The organism is Candidatus Abyssobacteria bacterium SURF_5, assembly GCA_003598085.1.
GTDB lineage: Bacteria > Abyssobacteria > SURF-5 > SURF-5 > SURF-5 > SURF-5.
In genome coordinates, this window is the sequence record QZKU01000053.1 from 85,496 (window position 1) to 102,382 (window position 16,887).

General features: G+C 56.2%; 12 protein-coding genes. 6 read left to right on the forward strand and 6 right to left on the reverse strand.

Translation table 11 applies throughout. The features are described from left to right. Positions 1–16: 16 nt before the first annotated feature. Genes lgt through C4520_07600 form a run of 4 tightly spaced genes read right to left on the reverse strand, consistent with a single transcriptional unit; the run spans position 17 to position 4,519 of the window. On the reverse strand, positions 17–808 hold the full coding sequence (lgt, locus tag C4520_07585; GenBank protein RJP22877.1) for a prolipoprotein diacylglyceryl transferase: 792 nt from the start codon (positions 806–808) through the stop codon (positions 17–19). Then, positions 789–1,379, reverse strand: coding sequence for a signal peptidase II (lspA, locus tag C4520_07590; GenBank protein RJP22878.1), 591 nt, complete (start codon positions 1,377–1,379; stop codon positions 789–791). The genes lgt and lspA overlap by 20 nt, the downstream gene beginning before the upstream one ends. Beyond that, positions 1,330–1,704, reverse strand: a complete 375-nt coding sequence (locus tag C4520_07595) for a TraR/DksA family transcriptional regulator (protein ID RJP22879.1) — start codon at positions 1,702–1,704, stop codon at positions 1,330–1,332. Before C4520_07595 ends, lspA begins: the two co-directional genes overlap by 50 nt. After that, entirely contained in the window at positions 1,697–4,519 is a 2,823-nt protein-coding gene (locus C4520_07600; GenBank protein RJP22880.1) for an isoleucine--tRNA ligase, read from the reverse strand. The genes C4520_07595 and C4520_07600 overlap by 8 nt, the downstream gene beginning before the upstream one ends. A gap of 259 nt (positions 4,520–4,778) precedes the next feature. On the opposite strand from C4520_07600, the gene cooS reads away from it, so the two are divergent. Both cooS and C4520_07610 read left to right on the forward strand, forming a co-directional pair. After that, positions 4,779–6,734, forward strand: coding sequence for an anaerobic carbon-monoxide dehydrogenase catalytic subunit (gene cooS / locus C4520_07605; GenBank protein ID RJP22881.1), 1,956 nt, complete (start codon positions 4,779–4,781; stop codon positions 6,732–6,734). 122 nt (positions 6,735–6,856) lie between these two features. After that, positions 6,857–8,284, forward strand: a complete 1,428-nt coding sequence (locus tag C4520_07610; GenBank protein ID RJP22882.1) for a GMC family oxidoreductase — start codon at positions 6,857–6,859, stop codon at positions 8,282–8,284. A 305-nt stretch (positions 8,285–8,589) separates the two neighbouring features. On the opposite strand, the gene C4520_07615 is transcribed toward C4520_07610, so the two are convergent. Then, on the reverse strand, positions 8,590–9,195 hold the full coding sequence (locus C4520_07615; protein ID RJP22883.1) for a hypothetical protein: 606 nt from the start codon (positions 9,193–9,195) through the stop codon (positions 8,590–8,592). A 413-nt stretch (positions 9,196–9,608) separates the two neighbouring features. On the opposite strand from C4520_07615, the gene C4520_07620 reads away from it, so the two are divergent. The 4 genes from C4520_07620 to C4520_07635 all read left to right on the forward strand — a co-directional run bounded on the left by C4520_07620 (position 9,609) and on the right by C4520_07635 (position 16,249). Next, positions 9,609–12,287, forward strand: coding sequence for a hypothetical protein (locus C4520_07620; GenBank protein RJP22884.1), 2,679 nt, complete (start codon positions 9,609–9,611; stop codon positions 12,285–12,287). A gap of 181 nt (positions 12,288–12,468) precedes the next feature. Beyond that, positions 12,469–13,854 (forward strand): FAD-dependent oxidoreductase, encoded by a 1,386-nt coding sequence (locus C4520_07625; protein ID RJP22885.1) that lies wholly within the window; start codon positions 12,469–12,471, stop codon positions 13,852–13,854. Positions 13,855–14,166: 312 nt separating this feature from the next. Continuing rightward, on the forward strand, positions 14,167–14,367 hold the full coding sequence (locus C4520_07630; GenBank protein RJP22886.1) for a cold-shock protein: 201 nt from the start codon (positions 14,167–14,169) through the stop codon (positions 14,365–14,367). Between the two features lie 385 nt (positions 14,368–14,752). Beyond that, on the forward strand, positions 14,753–16,249 hold the full coding sequence (locus tag C4520_07635; GenBank protein RJP22887.1) for a hypothetical protein: 1,497 nt from the start codon (positions 14,753–14,755) through the stop codon (positions 16,247–16,249). Between the two features lie 20 nt (positions 16,250–16,269). Here the strand turns inward: C4520_07635 and C4520_07640 are convergent, their stop codons facing one another. Next, positions 16,270–16,779, reverse strand: a complete 510-nt coding sequence (locus C4520_07640; GenBank protein RJP22888.1) for a hypothetical protein — start codon at positions 16,777–16,779, stop codon at positions 16,270–16,272. Between the last annotated feature and the right edge of the window lie 108 nt (positions 16,780–16,887).

The window sequence follows — 16,887 nt, forward strand, 5'->3', positions numbered from 1 at the left end:
TATTAGCCTGCTGCTCTTATCGTTCTTCGGCCGCCGGCTTCGTCGGCTGTTTCGCCTGCTGCTTCTTGCCCGCCAGATGCCGCGAAAACAATAAGACCGCTGCAACGGCCGCCATGAGCGCCAGCAGGCTTATCACCTGCGATATCGTCATCCCGAGCAATACCTCTGGATTGTCGCCCCGGAAAAACTCGATGATGAAACGGGCCGGCGCATATAGCAGCACGTACAGCAGCGCGACCTGCCCATCCCCGCCTTTCCTTTTCCGAAACCACATGAGGGTGAGGAAAATGGCGAAAACCGCAAACGATTCATACAACTGCGTGGGATGACGCAGGTGTTCGAGATGGGGAAATTTGACCGCCCACGGCACCCACGTTGCTTCGCCATAACAGCAACCGCTCATGAAGCAGCCGATACGCCCGATCGCTTGCCCAATCGCGATGCTGGGAGCGGCGATGTCCATTAACAACAGCAACGGCGCCCCTTTCCGCCGCGCATACAACAGCCCGGCTGCGACTGCGAACAACAAGCCGCCGTAGTAAACCAGACCGGTCTGCCGGAGTTTCAGAAGCTCCGACGGGTGCTCCAAAGTGTAGTGCAGGTCGTAAAAAAGGATGTAGAAAATGCGAGCCCCGACGATCGAGGCGATAATGACAACGATTCCCAGGTCGGCTGCAAGTTCCGGCTTCAGGCCCACCCGCTGCGTCTCGCGCATGCCCAGGTAGATTGCCGTCAGAAAGGCTACCGCAAGGAACGCGCCGTACGTGTACAACTCAAATGGTCCTATTTTAAATAAAATTGGATGCATGTTCCTTCGTCTCTTTGTGCTCGAAAAGAAAATTCGCCAGCAGAAGCGCCACCCCGACGCTTACCGACGAATCTGCCACATTAAACGCCGGCCAAAAGCTGAAATTGATGAAATCGACCACATACCCATAATGCAGCCGGTCAATCAGGTTGCCGGCGGCTCCTCCCAGGATCAGCGAACATCCCAGCGTTACCAGCAGCGTCCTCGGTCGGATCGTGACGTAGAAGTACACGACGACGAGCATGCTCGCGATCGTGATCAGCACAAACAGCCGGGGCAACCCCGGGAAGAAGCCAAACGCGATCCCGCTGTTGTGAATGCGCGTCACCGAAAGAAACCCTTCTATGATCGGCAGCGATTCATAGAGAGAGAAGCGCGAAATGATAATCCATTTGGTTACCTGATCGACAATGGGGATCACAACGGCAATCAGCAGAAACAGGGGGAGGCGAAGCGACTCTGGGGAAATCCCGGCAAGTGCCGGAGTTGCAGATTTATCGCTGAAGTTGACGCCTCGTTCTTCAGTATTTTTTCTCTGATTCTCGCGCACAGTCAATACAAAGCCTCGCATAGGGAAGAGCCTTCAACCGCTCGTTGCTGACCTCGGCGCCACACGAGAGGCATAACCCAAATGTACTCTCCTCGATCCGTTCCAGCGCTTCTTCGATCAACCGAAGGCGTTCGTTTCCGCTGGAGGCTATATTGAGTTCCATCTCGCGGCCGAAATTGTCCGTACCGACGTCGGCCATATGATACGAATATCCGGAAAGGTCCCCCGTGGATTCCCGCTGGGACCTCTTGAGATTGCTTTCCGATATCTGCTGGAGTTCCTGCCCCAGATCGGCTCGCAGCTGTTCAAGCTGTTTCTTGAATTGGGCCAACTGCTTTTTATTCATTCGATCCTCCTGCTTTATTTATCTCGTTCACGCACCGCTCACACAATGATGGATGGTCTTCATACTTGCCGACCGACTCTCTGTAGTTCCAGCAGCGTTTGCATTTCGCACCTGCCGCTTTCGTCACCGCAACCGCCACCTCATCTTCCGCCACCCCTATGTCTTTTGGAAGTACGTCTCCAGGCGCGTGAATTTCAACCTGAGAAACAATAAAAACGCTCGGCAGCATCGCTCCAAACGATTCAAGGAGCGCCTCCTCTTCTTTCCGCTTCGGGTACAGCCCGATTTTGGCTTCAAGGGAGTTTCCAATGCTGCCATCCCTGCGCGCGGTCTCCAGCGCCTTCGTGACGCTCGAGCGCACGTGAAGCAATCGTTCCCATTTCGCCCCCAATTCGTCATTCACCAAACGCCGGTCCACTTTCGGCCACTCGGAAAGATGAACGCTCTCCTCGAGCCCCGGCTGGTTCGGAATCAGGCGCCATACCTCGTCCGCAGTAAAAGATAGCATCGGAGCGAGCATGCGCGTGAGCGCACTTAGAATAATATTTAACGCGGTCTGTGAAGAACGCCGCAGCGGATTATCGGCCGCTAAAGTATAAAGGCGGTCTTTCAGCATGTCAAGATACAGCGAGCTTAACGAGATGGTGCAGTAGTTGTAAAGGCTGTGGAACGCCGTATAAAATTCATGATCCTCATACGCCCTGGTTACCCGCTCGACTACCTGCTGGAGCGTGTGAAGCGCCCACTTGTCCAGCTCGTCCATCCGGTCGTAGGGCACCAGGTGTTCCGCCGGCTCAAAATCATACAAGTTGCTCAATAGAAACTTGAACGTATTGCGCAGCCGCCGGTACGCATCGGCCAGCCGCTGCAGTATCTCAAAAGAAACGCGAATATCCTGCGTAAAATTCTCCGAAGCCACCCACAGGCGCAGAACGTCGGCTCCGAATTTCTCGATTACCTCGTCCGGATAAATCGCATTCCCGAGCTTCTTCGACATCTTCTTGCCGTCGCTCGTCACTACATATCCGTGTGTGAGGACCGCGTCGTACGGCGCCCTCCCTTTCACGGCGACCGACGGCAGCAGCGACGACTGGAACCACCCCCGGTGCTGGTCACTCCCTTCTACGTATAGATCCGCGGGAAAATGCAGACCCTCGGTCGTTTCAAGGACCGCTCGATGGCTCACTCCGGACTCGAACCACACGTCAAGTATGTTTTCCTCTTTATCGAACTCGCGCGAACCGCAACCGCAGGCGGTATCTTTCGGCAACAAGTCCGCCGGCGGGCTCGTAAACCAGATATCCACCCCGTTCTCCGCGATCAGTTTCTTCAGGTGCTCGAACGCCGCCTCCTCAAAAAACGGCTTCCCGCATTCCCTGCAATAAAAGACCGGGATCGGCACGCCCCACGACCGCTGGCGCGAGATGCACCAGTCGGGCCGGTTCGCAACCATCCCGTGTATCCGGTCCTTGCCCCAGTCGGGAATCCAGCGTACCCGCTTGATCTCCTCCAGAGCACGACCCCTGAGCTCATTCGTATCCACCGCAATGAACCATTGAGGCGTCGCCCGGAAAATGATCGGATTGCCGCAGCGCCAGCAATGCGGATACTGGTGCACGATCTGCTCGCTCTTCAGCAGAGCCCCTTTCGAGCTCAGCAACGCGTTGATCTCCGCATTGGCGTCGAATACGTGCCGCCCCTCAAACATCTCGATCTCATGCGTGAACAACCCGTAATCGTCCACCGGAGAGAACACCGGCAGGTTGTACTGCATCCCGATGACATAGTCCTCTTGACCATGGCCGGGCGCCGTGTGCACAAGACCGGTCCCCTGCTCCAGCGTCACATGCTCGGCAACAATCACCGGATTAATACGATCAATAAACGGGTGCCGGTACTTTACTCCCTCAAGCTGCCTCCCCTTGAACCGGCCAACCACCTTCGCCGCGGGATCGACTCCAATGACATCAAGCACCACCGGCTTGAGATACTCGGCAATGACGTAAATCTCAGAGCCGGCGTCAACGGCCACGTAATCCAACGCCGGATGAACCGCCGTCGCAAGGTTCGCCGGCAGCGTCCATGGCGTCGTCGTCCAGATCATGAGAAAGACCGGCCTCCCCAGATCCTCGAGACCCTCGATCACCTCAAACTTCACATAAATCGACGGCGACGTATGATCCGCATATTCAACCTCGGCCTCCGCCAGCGCTGTCCGGCAGCTGAAGCACCACGTGATCGGCTTGAGACCGCGATAAATATAGCCTTGCTTGTACATCTCGCCGAAAACGGTGAAAATCTTCTCTTCATATTTGTGGCTGAGCGTCAGGTATGGATCGTCCCATTGCCCGAACACGCCGAGCCGCTCGAAATCCCCCGTCATGATGTCCACGTACTTGAGCGCGTAATCGCGACAGCGCCTGCGGATTTCCGGCTTCGGCAAATCTTTTTCCTTCTCGCCAAGCTCGCTCAGTACCTTGTATTCGATCGGCAGCCCGTGGCAGTCGTAGCCGGGGACGAACGGCGTGTCATACCCTCGCATCGTGCGATATTTAACGATCATGTCTTTCAGTATCTTGTTCAAAGCCGTCCCGAGATGAATGTCGCCATTGGCGTACGGCGGCCCATCATGAAGAATAAACTTGGGACTGCCCTGCATCTTGCGCCGGATCCGACCGTATATATCCATTTCCTTCCACGAGGCCACGATTCCAGGCTCCCGCTTCGGGAGATCCGCCTTCATCGGGAACGATGTCTTTGGAAGATTGAGCGTTCCCGCATAGTCTTTCTCGCCGTTCTTAAGCGTTTTGGCCATTTGTAATTTTCACTCCTCACACAGCTACTCACTGACACACGTGTAGCACATTAATTTACCACAATTAGGCCATTCTGTCAAGATGGGGCCCCGCCCTTAAATATGCTCAAAAATCAATTAAATTAACAAAAATAAGACAGGAAGAGACAGGGCCCCAATGAATCGATCCGGAGCTGTGACAAATGTCACTGAGACAGCCGCCTGAACCGGCCATACTTGAAATAGAACTCTGAACTTTTTGCGCGAGGAGGAGAGGATAATGCAGGAGAAATCCATCGATAAAGCAAGCGTGCAGATGCTGAAAAAGGCGAAGCAGGAGGGCGTCGAAACCGCTTTCGACCGGTCCGACCGGCAGAATCCCCGCTGCGGCTTCGGCGAATTGGGCCTGTGCTGCCAGACCTGTTACATGGGCCCGTGTCGGATCGATCCGTTCGGACGCGGCGCCCAACACGGCGTGTGCGGAGCTGACCGCGACGCGATAGTTGCGCGGAACATCGCCCGCTCGGCCGCCGTCGGCGCGGCGGCGCACTCCGACCACGGGCGCGACGTGGCTCAGAACCTTCTCATGACCGCGCACGGCAAGGCGCAAGGTTACGAGATAAAGGATCAGGCTAAGCTCCTTCTCCTCGCGGAAGAAATGGGAATCGATACGGAACAGCCGGTCACCGCGATCGCCGCACAGGTGGCCCTCCTGTGCAAGGCGCAGTTCGGCCAGCAGGACGGCGAGTTGCTGCCGGCCCAACGAGCGCCCGAGGGGCAAAAACAACGATGGCGCGCACTCAAGGTAATGCCGCGCGGCATCGACCGCGAGATCGTCGAGCTTCTCCACATGGTCCACATGGGGATGGATGCCGATTATCATAACCTCTTGAAGTTCGCGATCAAAGCCGCGCTCGCCGACGGGTGGGGCGGCTCGGCCATCGCCACCGATCTTACCGACGTCCAGTTCGGGAGCCCGGTCCCCGTCCGTTCCGAGGCCAATCTCGGCGTGCTCGGGATGAAAACGGTCAATATCGTCGTTCACGGACACGAGCCGACGCTGTCCGAAATGATCGTAAAGGCCGCGCGCGACCCGCAAATGAAGGCGCTGGCAAATGAACACGGCGCCGAGGACATCATTGTCGCCGGCATCTGCTGCACCGCGAACGAGATCCTGATGCGGCAGGGAGCTCCTCTGGCGGGAAACTACCTCCAGCAGGAACTGGCCATTGTGACGGGAGCGGTCGAGGCGATGGTCGTGGATGTGCAGTGCATCATGCCGGGCCTGAGCCAGGCGGCTTCCTGTTATCATACCAGGCTCATCACCACAAGCAAAAAGGCGCGCATTCCGGGAGCGCTTCATTACGAGTTCGATGAGGAACACGCATATGAAATCGCCAAACGCATCGTCACCGAAGCTGTTCAGAATTACGCCAACCGCGACCGCGTCCGCGTCAGTATCCCAAAGGAAAAGGGCGAGCTCGTTGCAGGCTTCACGACCGAGAACATTTTCTATCATCTCGGCGGCAGATTCCGACCGTCATACCGCCCGCTCAACGAGGGCATCATCCAGGGCCGCCTTCGCGGGATCGTCGGCATCGTCGGCTGTAACAACACGAAGGTGGTCCAGGATTACAACTACATGACCATCGTGAAGGAATTGCTGAAGCACGACGTGCTCATCGTCACCACCGGCTGCTCCGCCGGTTGCTTCTCAAAACAGGGCCTCCTTAATCCCGAGACCGCTTTGCAGCACTGCGGGAAGGGACTGAGGCAGATATGCGAGGCCGTCGGTATTCCGCCCGTCCTGCATATGGGCTCGTGCGTTGACAACTCGCGCATCCTTACGGCGTGCGTTGAGATGGTCAAACAGGGCGGCCTTGGTACCGACATCAGCCAATTGCCGGTCGCCGGCTGTGCGCCCGAAGCCATGAGTGACAAAGCGGTTTCCATCGGCCTGTATGTCGTAGCCTCCGGCATCACAACCCACTTCAATCCGCCCTTCCGCGTGCACGGCAGCAAAAAAGTGCTCGAATACCTTAGTGGTGGAATCGAACAGGAATTGGGCGCCCATTTCATTTTCGAAGCTGACCCGAAAAAGGCGGCTCGCGCATTGATCGACGTGCTCGACCGCAAGCGAGACGCGCTCAAACTCAAACCGATGATGTTTCCTCCGTCAAACGGCGAAAGCGAAATCGCGATCCGTGCGGAGGCGGCCGCGGCGGTTCAGCCATAGGTCGCCTTGTGACTTCTCCCTGTGCCGGGGCAGGGCTTTGCAGCAAGTTCCGGTGAAACAGCCTCTGCCCCGACTCTCCTCACGCTCAATCAAAATGTTCCTTTCGTTTGCATCTCACACCAATGCAGAATATAATAAGGAAATCGTACCTGGAGAGCGTGAGGAGAAATCGAGCGGCGGGCCCTTCACCGCTCCTTTTGAGCCGAAGAGGAGGAACCATCATGAACAGCATGAGACAAGCGATCAGGTTGGAGGCGGACGCCGTAGTGGTGGGAACGGGACCGGGCGGCGCGAGTGTGGGGCGCGAACTTGCGAAGGCGGGCAAGAAAGTTATCTTTGTCGAGCGCGGTCGGCACCCCGAGCGCGTCGGCAATCACCTCTCAATGATCAAATACGTCGACCGGGCGGGGCTGGTGTACTCGGAGGAGGGCCTGAACGTCGTGCGGGCACTCGCAACCGGCGGCTCAACACTTGTCTTTACGGCGACGGCTTGCCGCCCGCCGTCATGGCTGAAGGATAAGTACGGAATCGATATCACGTATGAGGTCAATGAAACCGAGGAAGAATTAAAACTCGCTCCGCTGCCCGATGAGTTGCTCGGCCCCGCAAATCTGCGCTTGATGAGCTGCGCCAATGAGCTCGGCTACGAGTGGGAGCCGTTCAAAAAATTCATCGACCCACAGAAGTGCGAGCAGGGATGCTCCGACTGCATTCTGGGTTGCAAGCGTGGAGCAAAATGGACCGCCGCTGATTACATCGCCGAGGCCGTTCGGCACGGCGCCATCCTGATGAACCGGGTCAGAGTGCGAGAGGCGATCATCGAGGATGGCCGCGCTGTCGGCATCAAAGGAAAAAATGCGCAGGGAACACCCGTCGAAATCCGTGGTCGCTGGGTCATCATCTCGGCCGGCGGCATGGGGACGCCTGAAATCCTGCAGCGGTCGGGTGTGCCTGAGGCCGGCCAGGGCTTCTTCTGCGATCCGCTGCGTATGGTCTATGGAACTCCGCGCGATAAAGGCATCGGCACCGCCTCTGCTCCCCAGATGTCGGTCGGCACCTACGAGCATCACGTCGAGGACGGCTACATCCTCTCGCCCATCATCGAACCGCTGTTTCTGTTCGGCGCATCGGTCGGCATGCGAAAGGTGACCGCTCTGCCGCAGTGGGTCAACTACAAGTCGATCCTCGGCATCATGGTTAAAATCAAAGACGATATGGGCGGGCGTATCGATCTCGATGGTAAATTCTCGAAGCCGCTCAGCTACGATGACCGCCTCAAACTCGACAAGGGCACCCGCGTAGCTGAAAAGATACTCGAAAAGGCGGGTTGCGAAGTCAACGACATCTTCTATTCGGTGGACCGGGGCGCGCATCCCGGCGGAACCGCGCCCATCGGGAAAGTGGTCGATGATAATCTGCAGACGCCGGTCGAAAACCTCTATGTGTGTGATGCGAGTGTTATCCCCGAGCCGTGGGGACTGCCGCCCGTGCTCACCTGCATCGGTTTCGGCAAACGCCTCGCACGCCACCTGCTGGCAACAAAAAATTAGCGGCTTTCCAAACTGAACCCGGCGACAAGCCCGGCTCATTCACTACAGGAGGGTTGGCAACAGCAGTACGGCGGAAGAGCCGCAACAGCACTGCAGGAGGACCGCAAAAGCAACCGGACTACTCCCGAAACCGACTCGGCAACTCCCACTATCCGATATGTCCATGCCGTCCATGCCGTCCATGCCCGTCCGTGTCCGTCCATGCCGTCCGTGTCCGTCCATGCCGTCCATGCCGTCCATATCCGTCCATGCCCGTCCATGCCTTCCATGCCGTCCATGCCGTCCGTGTCCGTCCGTGTCCTCCCCTACTCCAGCAGAATGATCTCGAATCGCCGGCTCGTGAGATCCAGCATCGCACAATAGGAATCTTCAAGGGCGCCGCACGTGAGTATATAGCGGCTTTCCTTATCAAGGCGGTGCGCGACATTCGGCTGAATACCAACGTCTTCAACCACGCCGTTCAGTTGCCGGTAGATGCGCGGGTCGTGCGAGTGCCCATTGACAATAATCGGCCATCTCGACGCCTTGATGGTCTCCTCATAATTCTGCTCGTCAGTCGGAGCAAACAGTCCGTAAATGCCGCCCGAGGGCGAAAAATGTGTGAAACAAATGTCGCCCTCGATGATCCGCCGCGGCAGCGATTGCACATATTGCTTCGTCGTCTCGAGGAATCTTTCGGGATACCGTTTGAAATGGTGCATCACTAGCGAGTATTCATGGTTTCCCATGACACCGCGTATCCTGTTCTCAATCAGCAAGGAAATGCACTCGTCCACCGTGTCCGGCCGTAACGTGTCGGCGACATCGCCAAGCTGAAGAATTTCATCCGCGTGACGCTCTTTCAGAACAGCGATCCCTTTCCGAAGTTTGTCCGATAATCCGTGACTATCCGCCAAAATTCCAAAAAGCACGGTGGATAATCCTTTCTAAAAATACAGGAAGCCCTGAAAACACCACTTGTAGTCTATCGCATCTGAAGTTGATTATGCCATTTTTTATGACCGGTGGTATAGACATCTTGCCTCTGGCTCTCCAAGTAAGAGGCTTACTTCGCACTAGATTCTAATCTCATTCCGGCACTGTGTCAAAGGCAGCGCGAGATCCTTTGAAAGCCGCTCAGGTTTGACCAAATTTGGTTTCAGACAAAAGAGGGGGCCTCCAGCAAAATCGGGAAATATGCAGTGATTTCTTGTGCTAAACTTGTGGTAAAATAGTATAGAGGGAAGTGGTCGAATTTCTCTTCCCATTGAATGTTTTGCTGAGGGTGGCGTCTAAGTCTTGAAGAACCTCAAGAGCCTTGGAACTGTGAAAGGGGGGGACCCCCATGAGCGCCCAAACACCACCTAAAAGTATAAGACGTATGGCTTTAGCAGCTTTTCTTGCTTTCCTATTAGTGGCTTTTCTGGCAGCCGGAGAACCTGCCTTCGCTCAATCCGAAGCCGATCCATCGGACGTTGGCCGGATCAGCCAGGTCATCGACAACGCTTTTATCCTCGCAAAAGATGACGTGGACTGGAGTTACGCTGAGCCAAACCTCATCGTCGAGCAGGGTGACCTGCTCCAGACCGATGAGACCGGCAGGGCCGAACTCCAGTTCCAGGGTCAAATGATTTTCCGGATAGGTGAGAATACTCGTATCGCTGTCGTTGAGATCGGCGACACCACAGTCGTCGGGATGGATAACGGGCGCGCATATCTGCGGATCGGCGACGGGCTGAGCGGATCGAAGCAGTTTCTGCTTACATTCGCTTCCGGCCAAATCGTGGCGCGTGAACCCGCGCTCGCCCGAATCGATCTTGCCGAGGACGGCTCGGCGGAGATAAACGTCATACGCGGCTCAGTCGAAGTCGAGTCGCTGTCCGAAGGTTTGCGCGAGGTTGCGGCGCGCGAGCGCGCCGTCATAGCAGCCGACGGACGCATCGAGCTGACCGAATACAACCTGGCGCGACAGGATGAATTCGACCGGTGGAATGAAGAGCGCGATATCGCGCTCTCAACGTATCGACGGCCGGAACACCTCGCACAAGACGTAGTCGGCCAAGAGGACCTGGACGGCTACGGCGAATGGGTCTATAGCGACAGGTACAACAGCTACGGCTGGCAGCCGTACGTCGTCGAGACGTGGCAACCTTACTACTACGGCCACTGGTACCGCAGCCCTTATTATGGATGGACGTGGATTCCGCAGGAGCCTTGGGGGTACGTCACCTACCACTACGGCTCATGGAACTATGACCCTTACTACGGCTGGGTCTGGATTCCCGGCTACGCCTGGCGGCCCGCCTACGCGCATTGGGTCTGGTACGATGGCTACATTGGGTGGGCTCCTTTGAATTATTACGGATATCCGGTCATAACCACTTACCCGTATCACATAACTTCGTTCTCAACCGGCTACATAGATTTCTTCTCCTTCACGTTCGTGTTCAGCGACCATTTCCATCATCATGATCATCACTTCTTCTTCCGTGATCACCATCGTCACCGCGATTTCGACCACGATAAGGATCGTCATGGCGACCGCGACCGGCACAAAGACTTTGACCGTGTCGACAAGGATTATGACAGACTGCGGAAGGATTATAACAAGTTTCGCGATCAGCACCCCCGCGGCAAAGACCGCGACGACCGTGACTTCAGGCATCTCGCCGACAAAGACGGGAAATTTGCCGCCTTCAAGCCGGACGGAACCGTTCGCCACGTGAAGGATCTCGATAAGGAGAAATTTGACAAGTCGTTCCGCAAAGGCAAATCCGCCGCAACCAGGACGGATTACACCGAATTCCTGAAGGAGAACCGGTCTGTCGCGAGAAAAGTGGCTGAACTCCAAAAGCATCAGAAAATTCAAACCGCAGCGTTCTCGCCGCAGTTGCCGCGAAAATCCGCCCTCGATCAGTTCCAGAAGCTCGACTTCCGCAAGTCCGTGGCGGAAAACAGGAAACGAACGGGACGAGACCGCATGACCACCGAGACCGGCGCGCCCGAAATCAGGCGGCAAAGGGATAATGATCGCAACATTCCTCGGCTGCAGGATGAGAGGATTCGCGGCAGCGAGCGCCCCGAGCGCAAAAGCGAGCCACCCGAAACTCTGCAGCGCAAAATGGATGATACCAATGCTCGCCGATCCGTCGAGCGAAATGACCGAATCGAGCGCTTCCGCGAGACGGCCGCACAAAGAACCGGAAACAATGCCCTGAGAAACGCCCCCGGTGGCGCTGGAAATGCTATGCCTTCGCCCGCCCAACAGAAAGCTGCACGGGCGCTCAAGGCAACACGACAGACCTCTTCCAGCGGGCCGGTAAAGGCATCAGAAGTGCGGAAGCCGGCTCAGGCGGAAATGCAACAGAGGAGGGAAGCCGCGGTCGCCGCCGCAAAAGAGCGCCTCATGAGAGCGCGCGAGCAACAGCAGATTCAGCGGCAGGATATCGAGCGATTTAATCCGCCGACTCAGAGACTGAATGAGAGGCCAAACGCCGGCCGCAAATCCGTTCCCACTCCGGCGATCGAACGCAGAGACGCAGGCCCGCAGCGCCGGGAACAAGCGGCTGCAATTCAACAACGAGTTGTTCCGAGTCCACCCGCACAAAACCAAAAAATCGATAACATGCGCCGGCCGCCTCAACCGAACGCTTCAATTCAGCAGAAACGCTCTGTTCCGGATTTGCCCGCCAATCGGGTGCGCGATGTAAAACGCCCGCAACAGCCGCAAGTCCAAATGTCCCCTCGGCAATTTCAACCGGCTCAGGTGAGACCTGATCGCCAGATGCGTGCGCTGCAGGCGCCCGCTTTCACGCCCGCTCCCGCTCCACAAAGGGAAATAAGGCAGGCTCGACCGCAAATACAGCGCGAGCAGCCTCGAGCATTCAACCAGCAAATACGGCGGAATGATTTCCCTGCGGCCGCGCGGCAAAAAATCCAGAATCAGCCGAACATTCAGAGAAGCGATGCAATCAGGAGCCACGGCGGCGGCAGACCGGGCAGATCAGGCAGAGCCGGCAGGTAGTGAAACCGCAACCACCTCTCCTGGCGGCAGCGGCATTCTCCTAATGCAGAATCCGCTGCCGCCTTCTCATAAGGATATTCGTCCTTGCCGCAATAGAAGTCGATCTACCTTGAATACGCTGCCGCCATTCCAGCAAAAGCTCCGCCTTTTTGATATATTGAAATAGAAAGGAACCCGCCGCATTCCCGAAGCAGGAGGATACTTGTCGCAACGATTCTGGCGCATCGAGAATCAAGCGCAAAACATTTCGAGCGCGTCCCGCCAAAACTACTGGTTCGCCTCAGTTAACCTGGACAACCAGCCGCTTAATCCAGCCCTCGATCGACAGATAACAGCCGACGTTTGTATCATCGGCGGCGGTTTCACCGGCCTCGCCGCAGCATATCATTTGGCAACCAATAACCCCGAAAAAAAGATCGTGCTGCTCGAAGCCGTTTGCTGCGGATACGGCGCCAGCGGCCGCAGCGGCGGATTTGCCGATACCGGCGTCCATAATCTCTGGCAAATCTATGAGAATGAAGGACCCGAAAAGGCGCGCGAAGTGTACGACATAACCCTCGAAGGACTGGAGACCATTCGCCATTTTGTACAGGCGCATGGCGTGGATTGCGATTTTGCGTCCAACGGCTCAATCGAGCTCGCCAACGAACCGTCGCACCTCGAGGAACTCGAGGAAGAGAGAAAACTGCATGAGCAACTCGGCCTCCAGGCCCGCTTGCTGGATAAGACCGAATTACAGAAAATGATCAAGTCCGACCGCTACGTCGGGGGGCTACGGTATCCGTACGGCGCGTCCGTTAATCCGTTCAAGCTTGCGCGCGGTATGAAGCGCGTGGTCGAGGAGAAAGGCGTCGAGATTTTTGAAAAGTCACCGGTGCGCCGCATCCGCTTCGGGAATCGACCGGCCGCAATCTCCGAGTTGGGGCACGTAAACGCGCAGGCGCTCGTCATCGCCACCGACAGCTATTCGCCCTCGCTCGGCCTCTTCAAGCGGCGCGTGATCCCGATGTGCGCGTACGTCATCGCGACGGCGCCGCTGAGCCCGAAGCAACTCGACTCCATTGGCTGGGCCGGCCGCGAAAAGCTTTCCGACCTCAAGCCTGTCTTCGATTATTTCCACCTCACGCCCGAGGGCCGCATCGTTTTCGGCGGCGCGGGGCTGAGATACCGCTTCGGCGGACGCATCTGCACGCAAGCGCATAATCCTACTATCAAGGAAATCAAGAGAACCCTGTTCGACGTATTCCCTCAACTCAGCGGGCTGGAGATACCCTACGGATGGGGCGGCACGCTCGGCATGTCCTACGATTTTCTTCCGTCCGTCGGAACGATCGGTGACCACCGCAACATTTTCTATGCCGTCGCCTACAGCGGAGAAGGCACCGTCCTCACACAGGTCGCCGGAAAAATCATCAATCACCTCTACCGAAAGGAAGAAAACCGCCTCACGCGCCTGTTCCTCGTCAACAAGCCGATCCCGCGCGTCTGGCCCGAGCCCTTCCGCTATCTCGGCATCCTCGGCTACAAGTTCTACTATAAGCACTACGGCCGCCGCCCGCGACGGTAAAGAAGCATGCTGCGTAGATGACGCAGATTCGCATCGCGTGAAGCGCGTGACCTCGCTACGCTCAGCGGTCGTTCGACTATGATGGTACCGCGCCCTGGCGGGATCATGCCGCGGCGACACTCCGCAAAATACTTCTGCAAAATACTTCTTGACATCACGGGGTGAGCGTGGTAGACTTCTTCTAGAGTAAGGCTCTTGTAAACAAAAACGAACTAGCAAATCGGTTTAGGTCCATAGGAGTTTTGAATCGCTCTTATGGGCTTTTTTGTTTCTGTGCGCACTGCTCAATTCTGACGAAGGAGGTGAATGTGAATGCCGGAAGGAACCGTGAAGTGGTTTAACGACCGCAAGGGTTTTGGTTTCATTACCCAGGATAACGGGCCAGACGTTTTCGTGCACCACGAGGCCATCAAAGGTAGTGGTTTCAAATCTCTTGCTGAGAACGACCGCGTCCGTTTCGAGACGCTTAGCGGCCCGAAAGGGCTGAAAGCGGAGAACGTCGAGAAACTGTAAGTTTTCATTTTTATAGTTTATCTACGCAAGCCCCGCATCGATCAATCGGTTGATGCGGGGTTCCTTTATTTTCAACGGCTGCGATGAGAGACGAATTAAATTCATCTTCCCCAAGCCCCCTGGCTCTGACCGGAACGGGACATGATCAGGTATCGTGATCCCGGAAAAGCGCGGTTTTGCGATTACGGAATGAAAGCGATACGCGTTATATATGCTTAAAGTTAATCATCCACTTCCAAAATTGCAACTGCTGAAGGAGAATTTCTTGACATAATGCAAAAGAATATGTTAAAAAAGCTCAATTTGGCGCCGGAGATTCCCATTAGACCTTTCTTTCACTCCGGCTTTACCATTAGCTGATTGGATAAAAAAGGAGTGACAAATAATGAAGAAGGCGTTCGCTCTCGTATTTATTCTTTTCTGTTCCATGCCCCTGAATGCGCTTGCGGACACTTTCAATGTGTCAACGGTAGCGCAGTTGGAGGGTGCTTTGACCGCCGCGGGAGCCAATGGAACAAACGACTCTATCCTGTTGGCCGCAGGGACCTATACCGTTACCGGCTCGCTCGCGTACATGCCAGCGGCCTCCGAAAATAAGTCCATCGTCATCCGGGGAGCCGGCGCAGGCTCGTCAATATTGGATTTTGGAGGCGTGACCGGGGGCCTGGCGGTTTATCTGGCCGATCTGACCGACGACTCGAGCGCCCATGTCCTCGTGAGAGGCATCACATTTCAGCACGCGATCGAAGGCAGTTTTTATGGCGGGTTGTACGTCGAAACGAAGCTGGCAAATGTAACGGTCGAAGGGTGCGAATTCAGAAACAACACCTCCGGCTACGGCGGAGGAGCCTATTTCGACACCGCCGGCGGCACAATCTCGATTGCGAACTGCGTTTTCGTCGACAATACCGCCCAGTTTGGCGTCGGCGGCGGCACACTCGTGGACTCCGGCGGCGGGCCAATAGTTCTTTCGAACAATATCTTCAGCGGTAACTGGGCCGAGGAGGATGGCGGCGGCGCTTATCTGTACACGCTCAATGACAGCATAACAGTAACAAACAATTCGTTCGCCGGCAACTATACTCACGACAGGGGCGCCGGCCTGTTTGTCTGGATGGCATGGGAGCCCGGTTGCGCCGGATACATCTACAATACGATCAGCCGCGGAAACAGCGGCGCCTTATACGGCGGTCGCGACATTTACATAAATGATACCAAAGACGACATCACCGGCTATCCTGTTTACCTTTACAACAACGACTTCTCGATCTTCGATACAAATTGCGAAAGTCGTCTTGGATGCACTCCTCAAATTGTTGCGGCAGGTAATATCGATGCTGACCCGCTGTTCCTGAATGCAGCCGCCGATGACCTGCACCTGACCGACGCATCCCCCTGCAGGGATGCCGGAACAAACAGCGCGCCCTGGCTGCTTGCAAAAGACTTTGAGAAGGATGCCAGGATCATAAACGGAACAGTCGACATCGGCGCTGATGAGTTCGCGCTGTCGATCTTCCCTCTTGCCGACATCAAGGCAAACGGATCGGACGGACCTCTCACGGTCTCGTCAGGAACCCGGATCACGGTCACCGTTTCGCTGGATGCCGGCGCCTATGGCGGCGACTCTGCCGATTGGTGGCTTCTTGCCGAAACTCCCAAGGGGCCGGTGCGGTATGATTATGCCACAAAATCATGGGTGGCCGGAACCGCACCCAGCCATCAGGGACAGCTCGCAGACTTGAACCCGGTCCAAGTATTGGACACGACAAATCTGCCGCCCGGACTGTATGCCATTCAGTTCGGCGTGGACCTCGTCATGAATGGAGTGTTCGATTCCGACCAATTCCATGGCGACATACTCTCGCTCGAAGTAACCGACTAGCGCGGCGCCTCTCTCGCCGATTAAGCGGAAAAGCTGAACGTGAAATCCCGATGGCAACTGCCCTCGCGGTGGAGCATGCAGCCTTTGAGCGGCGGGTCCACTTCGTACCGTATCCCGAGACCGTCGAACCAGCCGCTCACCCGCGCGAAGATGCCGCAGTCATAGCCACCGATGGCATCCTCCCCTATCTTCTTTATTCCCTCGTATGCGAAACATCGATTGGTCTTCACGTGCAGCCGGTTTTCCTTTGACCAATCGTAGGAGAAACCCATGAAATCGCCTCGTATTACGTCAAAGCCGGATTGCATCAGTTCTCTGAGGTCGCCGAACGTATCTATTCTCTGGACGCCAAGTGCTCGCGCGATCCGCTTCGCTTCGATCGCGCCGATCGCACGAGCCGCCGCTTGATTGATCCTGCTGGTCTTCTCGATGCCGACCTCCTGCACCGAATGGTAAAACCATAATCCATCATTCGTCATCCAACATTTGACGAGTAGCTCCTTCAGCTCTTTCCTATCAAGCGTCTTCATGCAAGTCTCCTCACGGCGGCACAAACTCCTTCCCCCTCGGTAGGTGCGAATTCATTCGCACTCCGTCACTAAAATCCAAAACATGTCCGGGACTTTGATCCGTTAGCC

What these genes read in the sequence shown, in the direction of transcription:
- C4520_07635 (RJP22887.1), top strand. Translation starts at nt 14,753, where the DNA reads ATGAAGAAGGCGTTCGCTCTCGTATTTATTCTTTTCTGTTCCATGCCC.
- C4520_07620 (RJP22884.1), top strand. Translation starts at nt 9,609, where the DNA reads ATGAGCGCCCAAACACCACCTAAAAGTATAAGACGTATGGCTTTAGCA.
- C4520_07610 (RJP22882.1), top strand. Translation starts at nt 6,857, where the DNA reads ATGCAGAATATAATAAGGAAATCGTACCTGGAGAGCGTGAGGAGAAAT.
- cooS (RJP22881.1), top strand. Translation starts at nt 4,779, where the DNA reads ATGCAGGAGAAATCCATCGATAAAGCAAGCGTGCAGATGCTGAAAAAG.
- lgt (RJP22877.1), bottom strand. Translation starts at nt 808, where the DNA reads ATGCATCCAATTTTATTTAAAATAGGACCATTTGAGTTGTACACGTAC.
- C4520_07630 (RJP22886.1), top strand. Translation starts at nt 14,167, where the DNA reads ATGCCGGAAGGAACCGTGAAGTGGTTTAACGACCGCAAGGGTTTTGGT.
- C4520_07600 (RJP22880.1), bottom strand. Translation starts at nt 4,519, where the DNA reads ATGGCCAAAACGCTTAAGAACGGCGAGAAAGACTATGCGGGAACGCTC.
- lspA (RJP22878.1), bottom strand. Translation starts at nt 1,379, where the DNA reads ATGCGAGGCTTTGTATTGACTGTGCGCGAGAATCAGAGAAAAAATACT.
- C4520_07595 (RJP22879.1), bottom strand. Translation starts at nt 1,704, where the DNA reads ATGAATAAAAAGCAGTTGGCCCAATTCAAGAAACAGCTTGAACAGCTG.
- C4520_07640 (RJP22888.1), bottom strand. Translation starts at nt 16,779, where the DNA reads ATGAAGACGCTTGATAGGAAAGAGCTGAAGGAGCTACTCGTCAAATGT.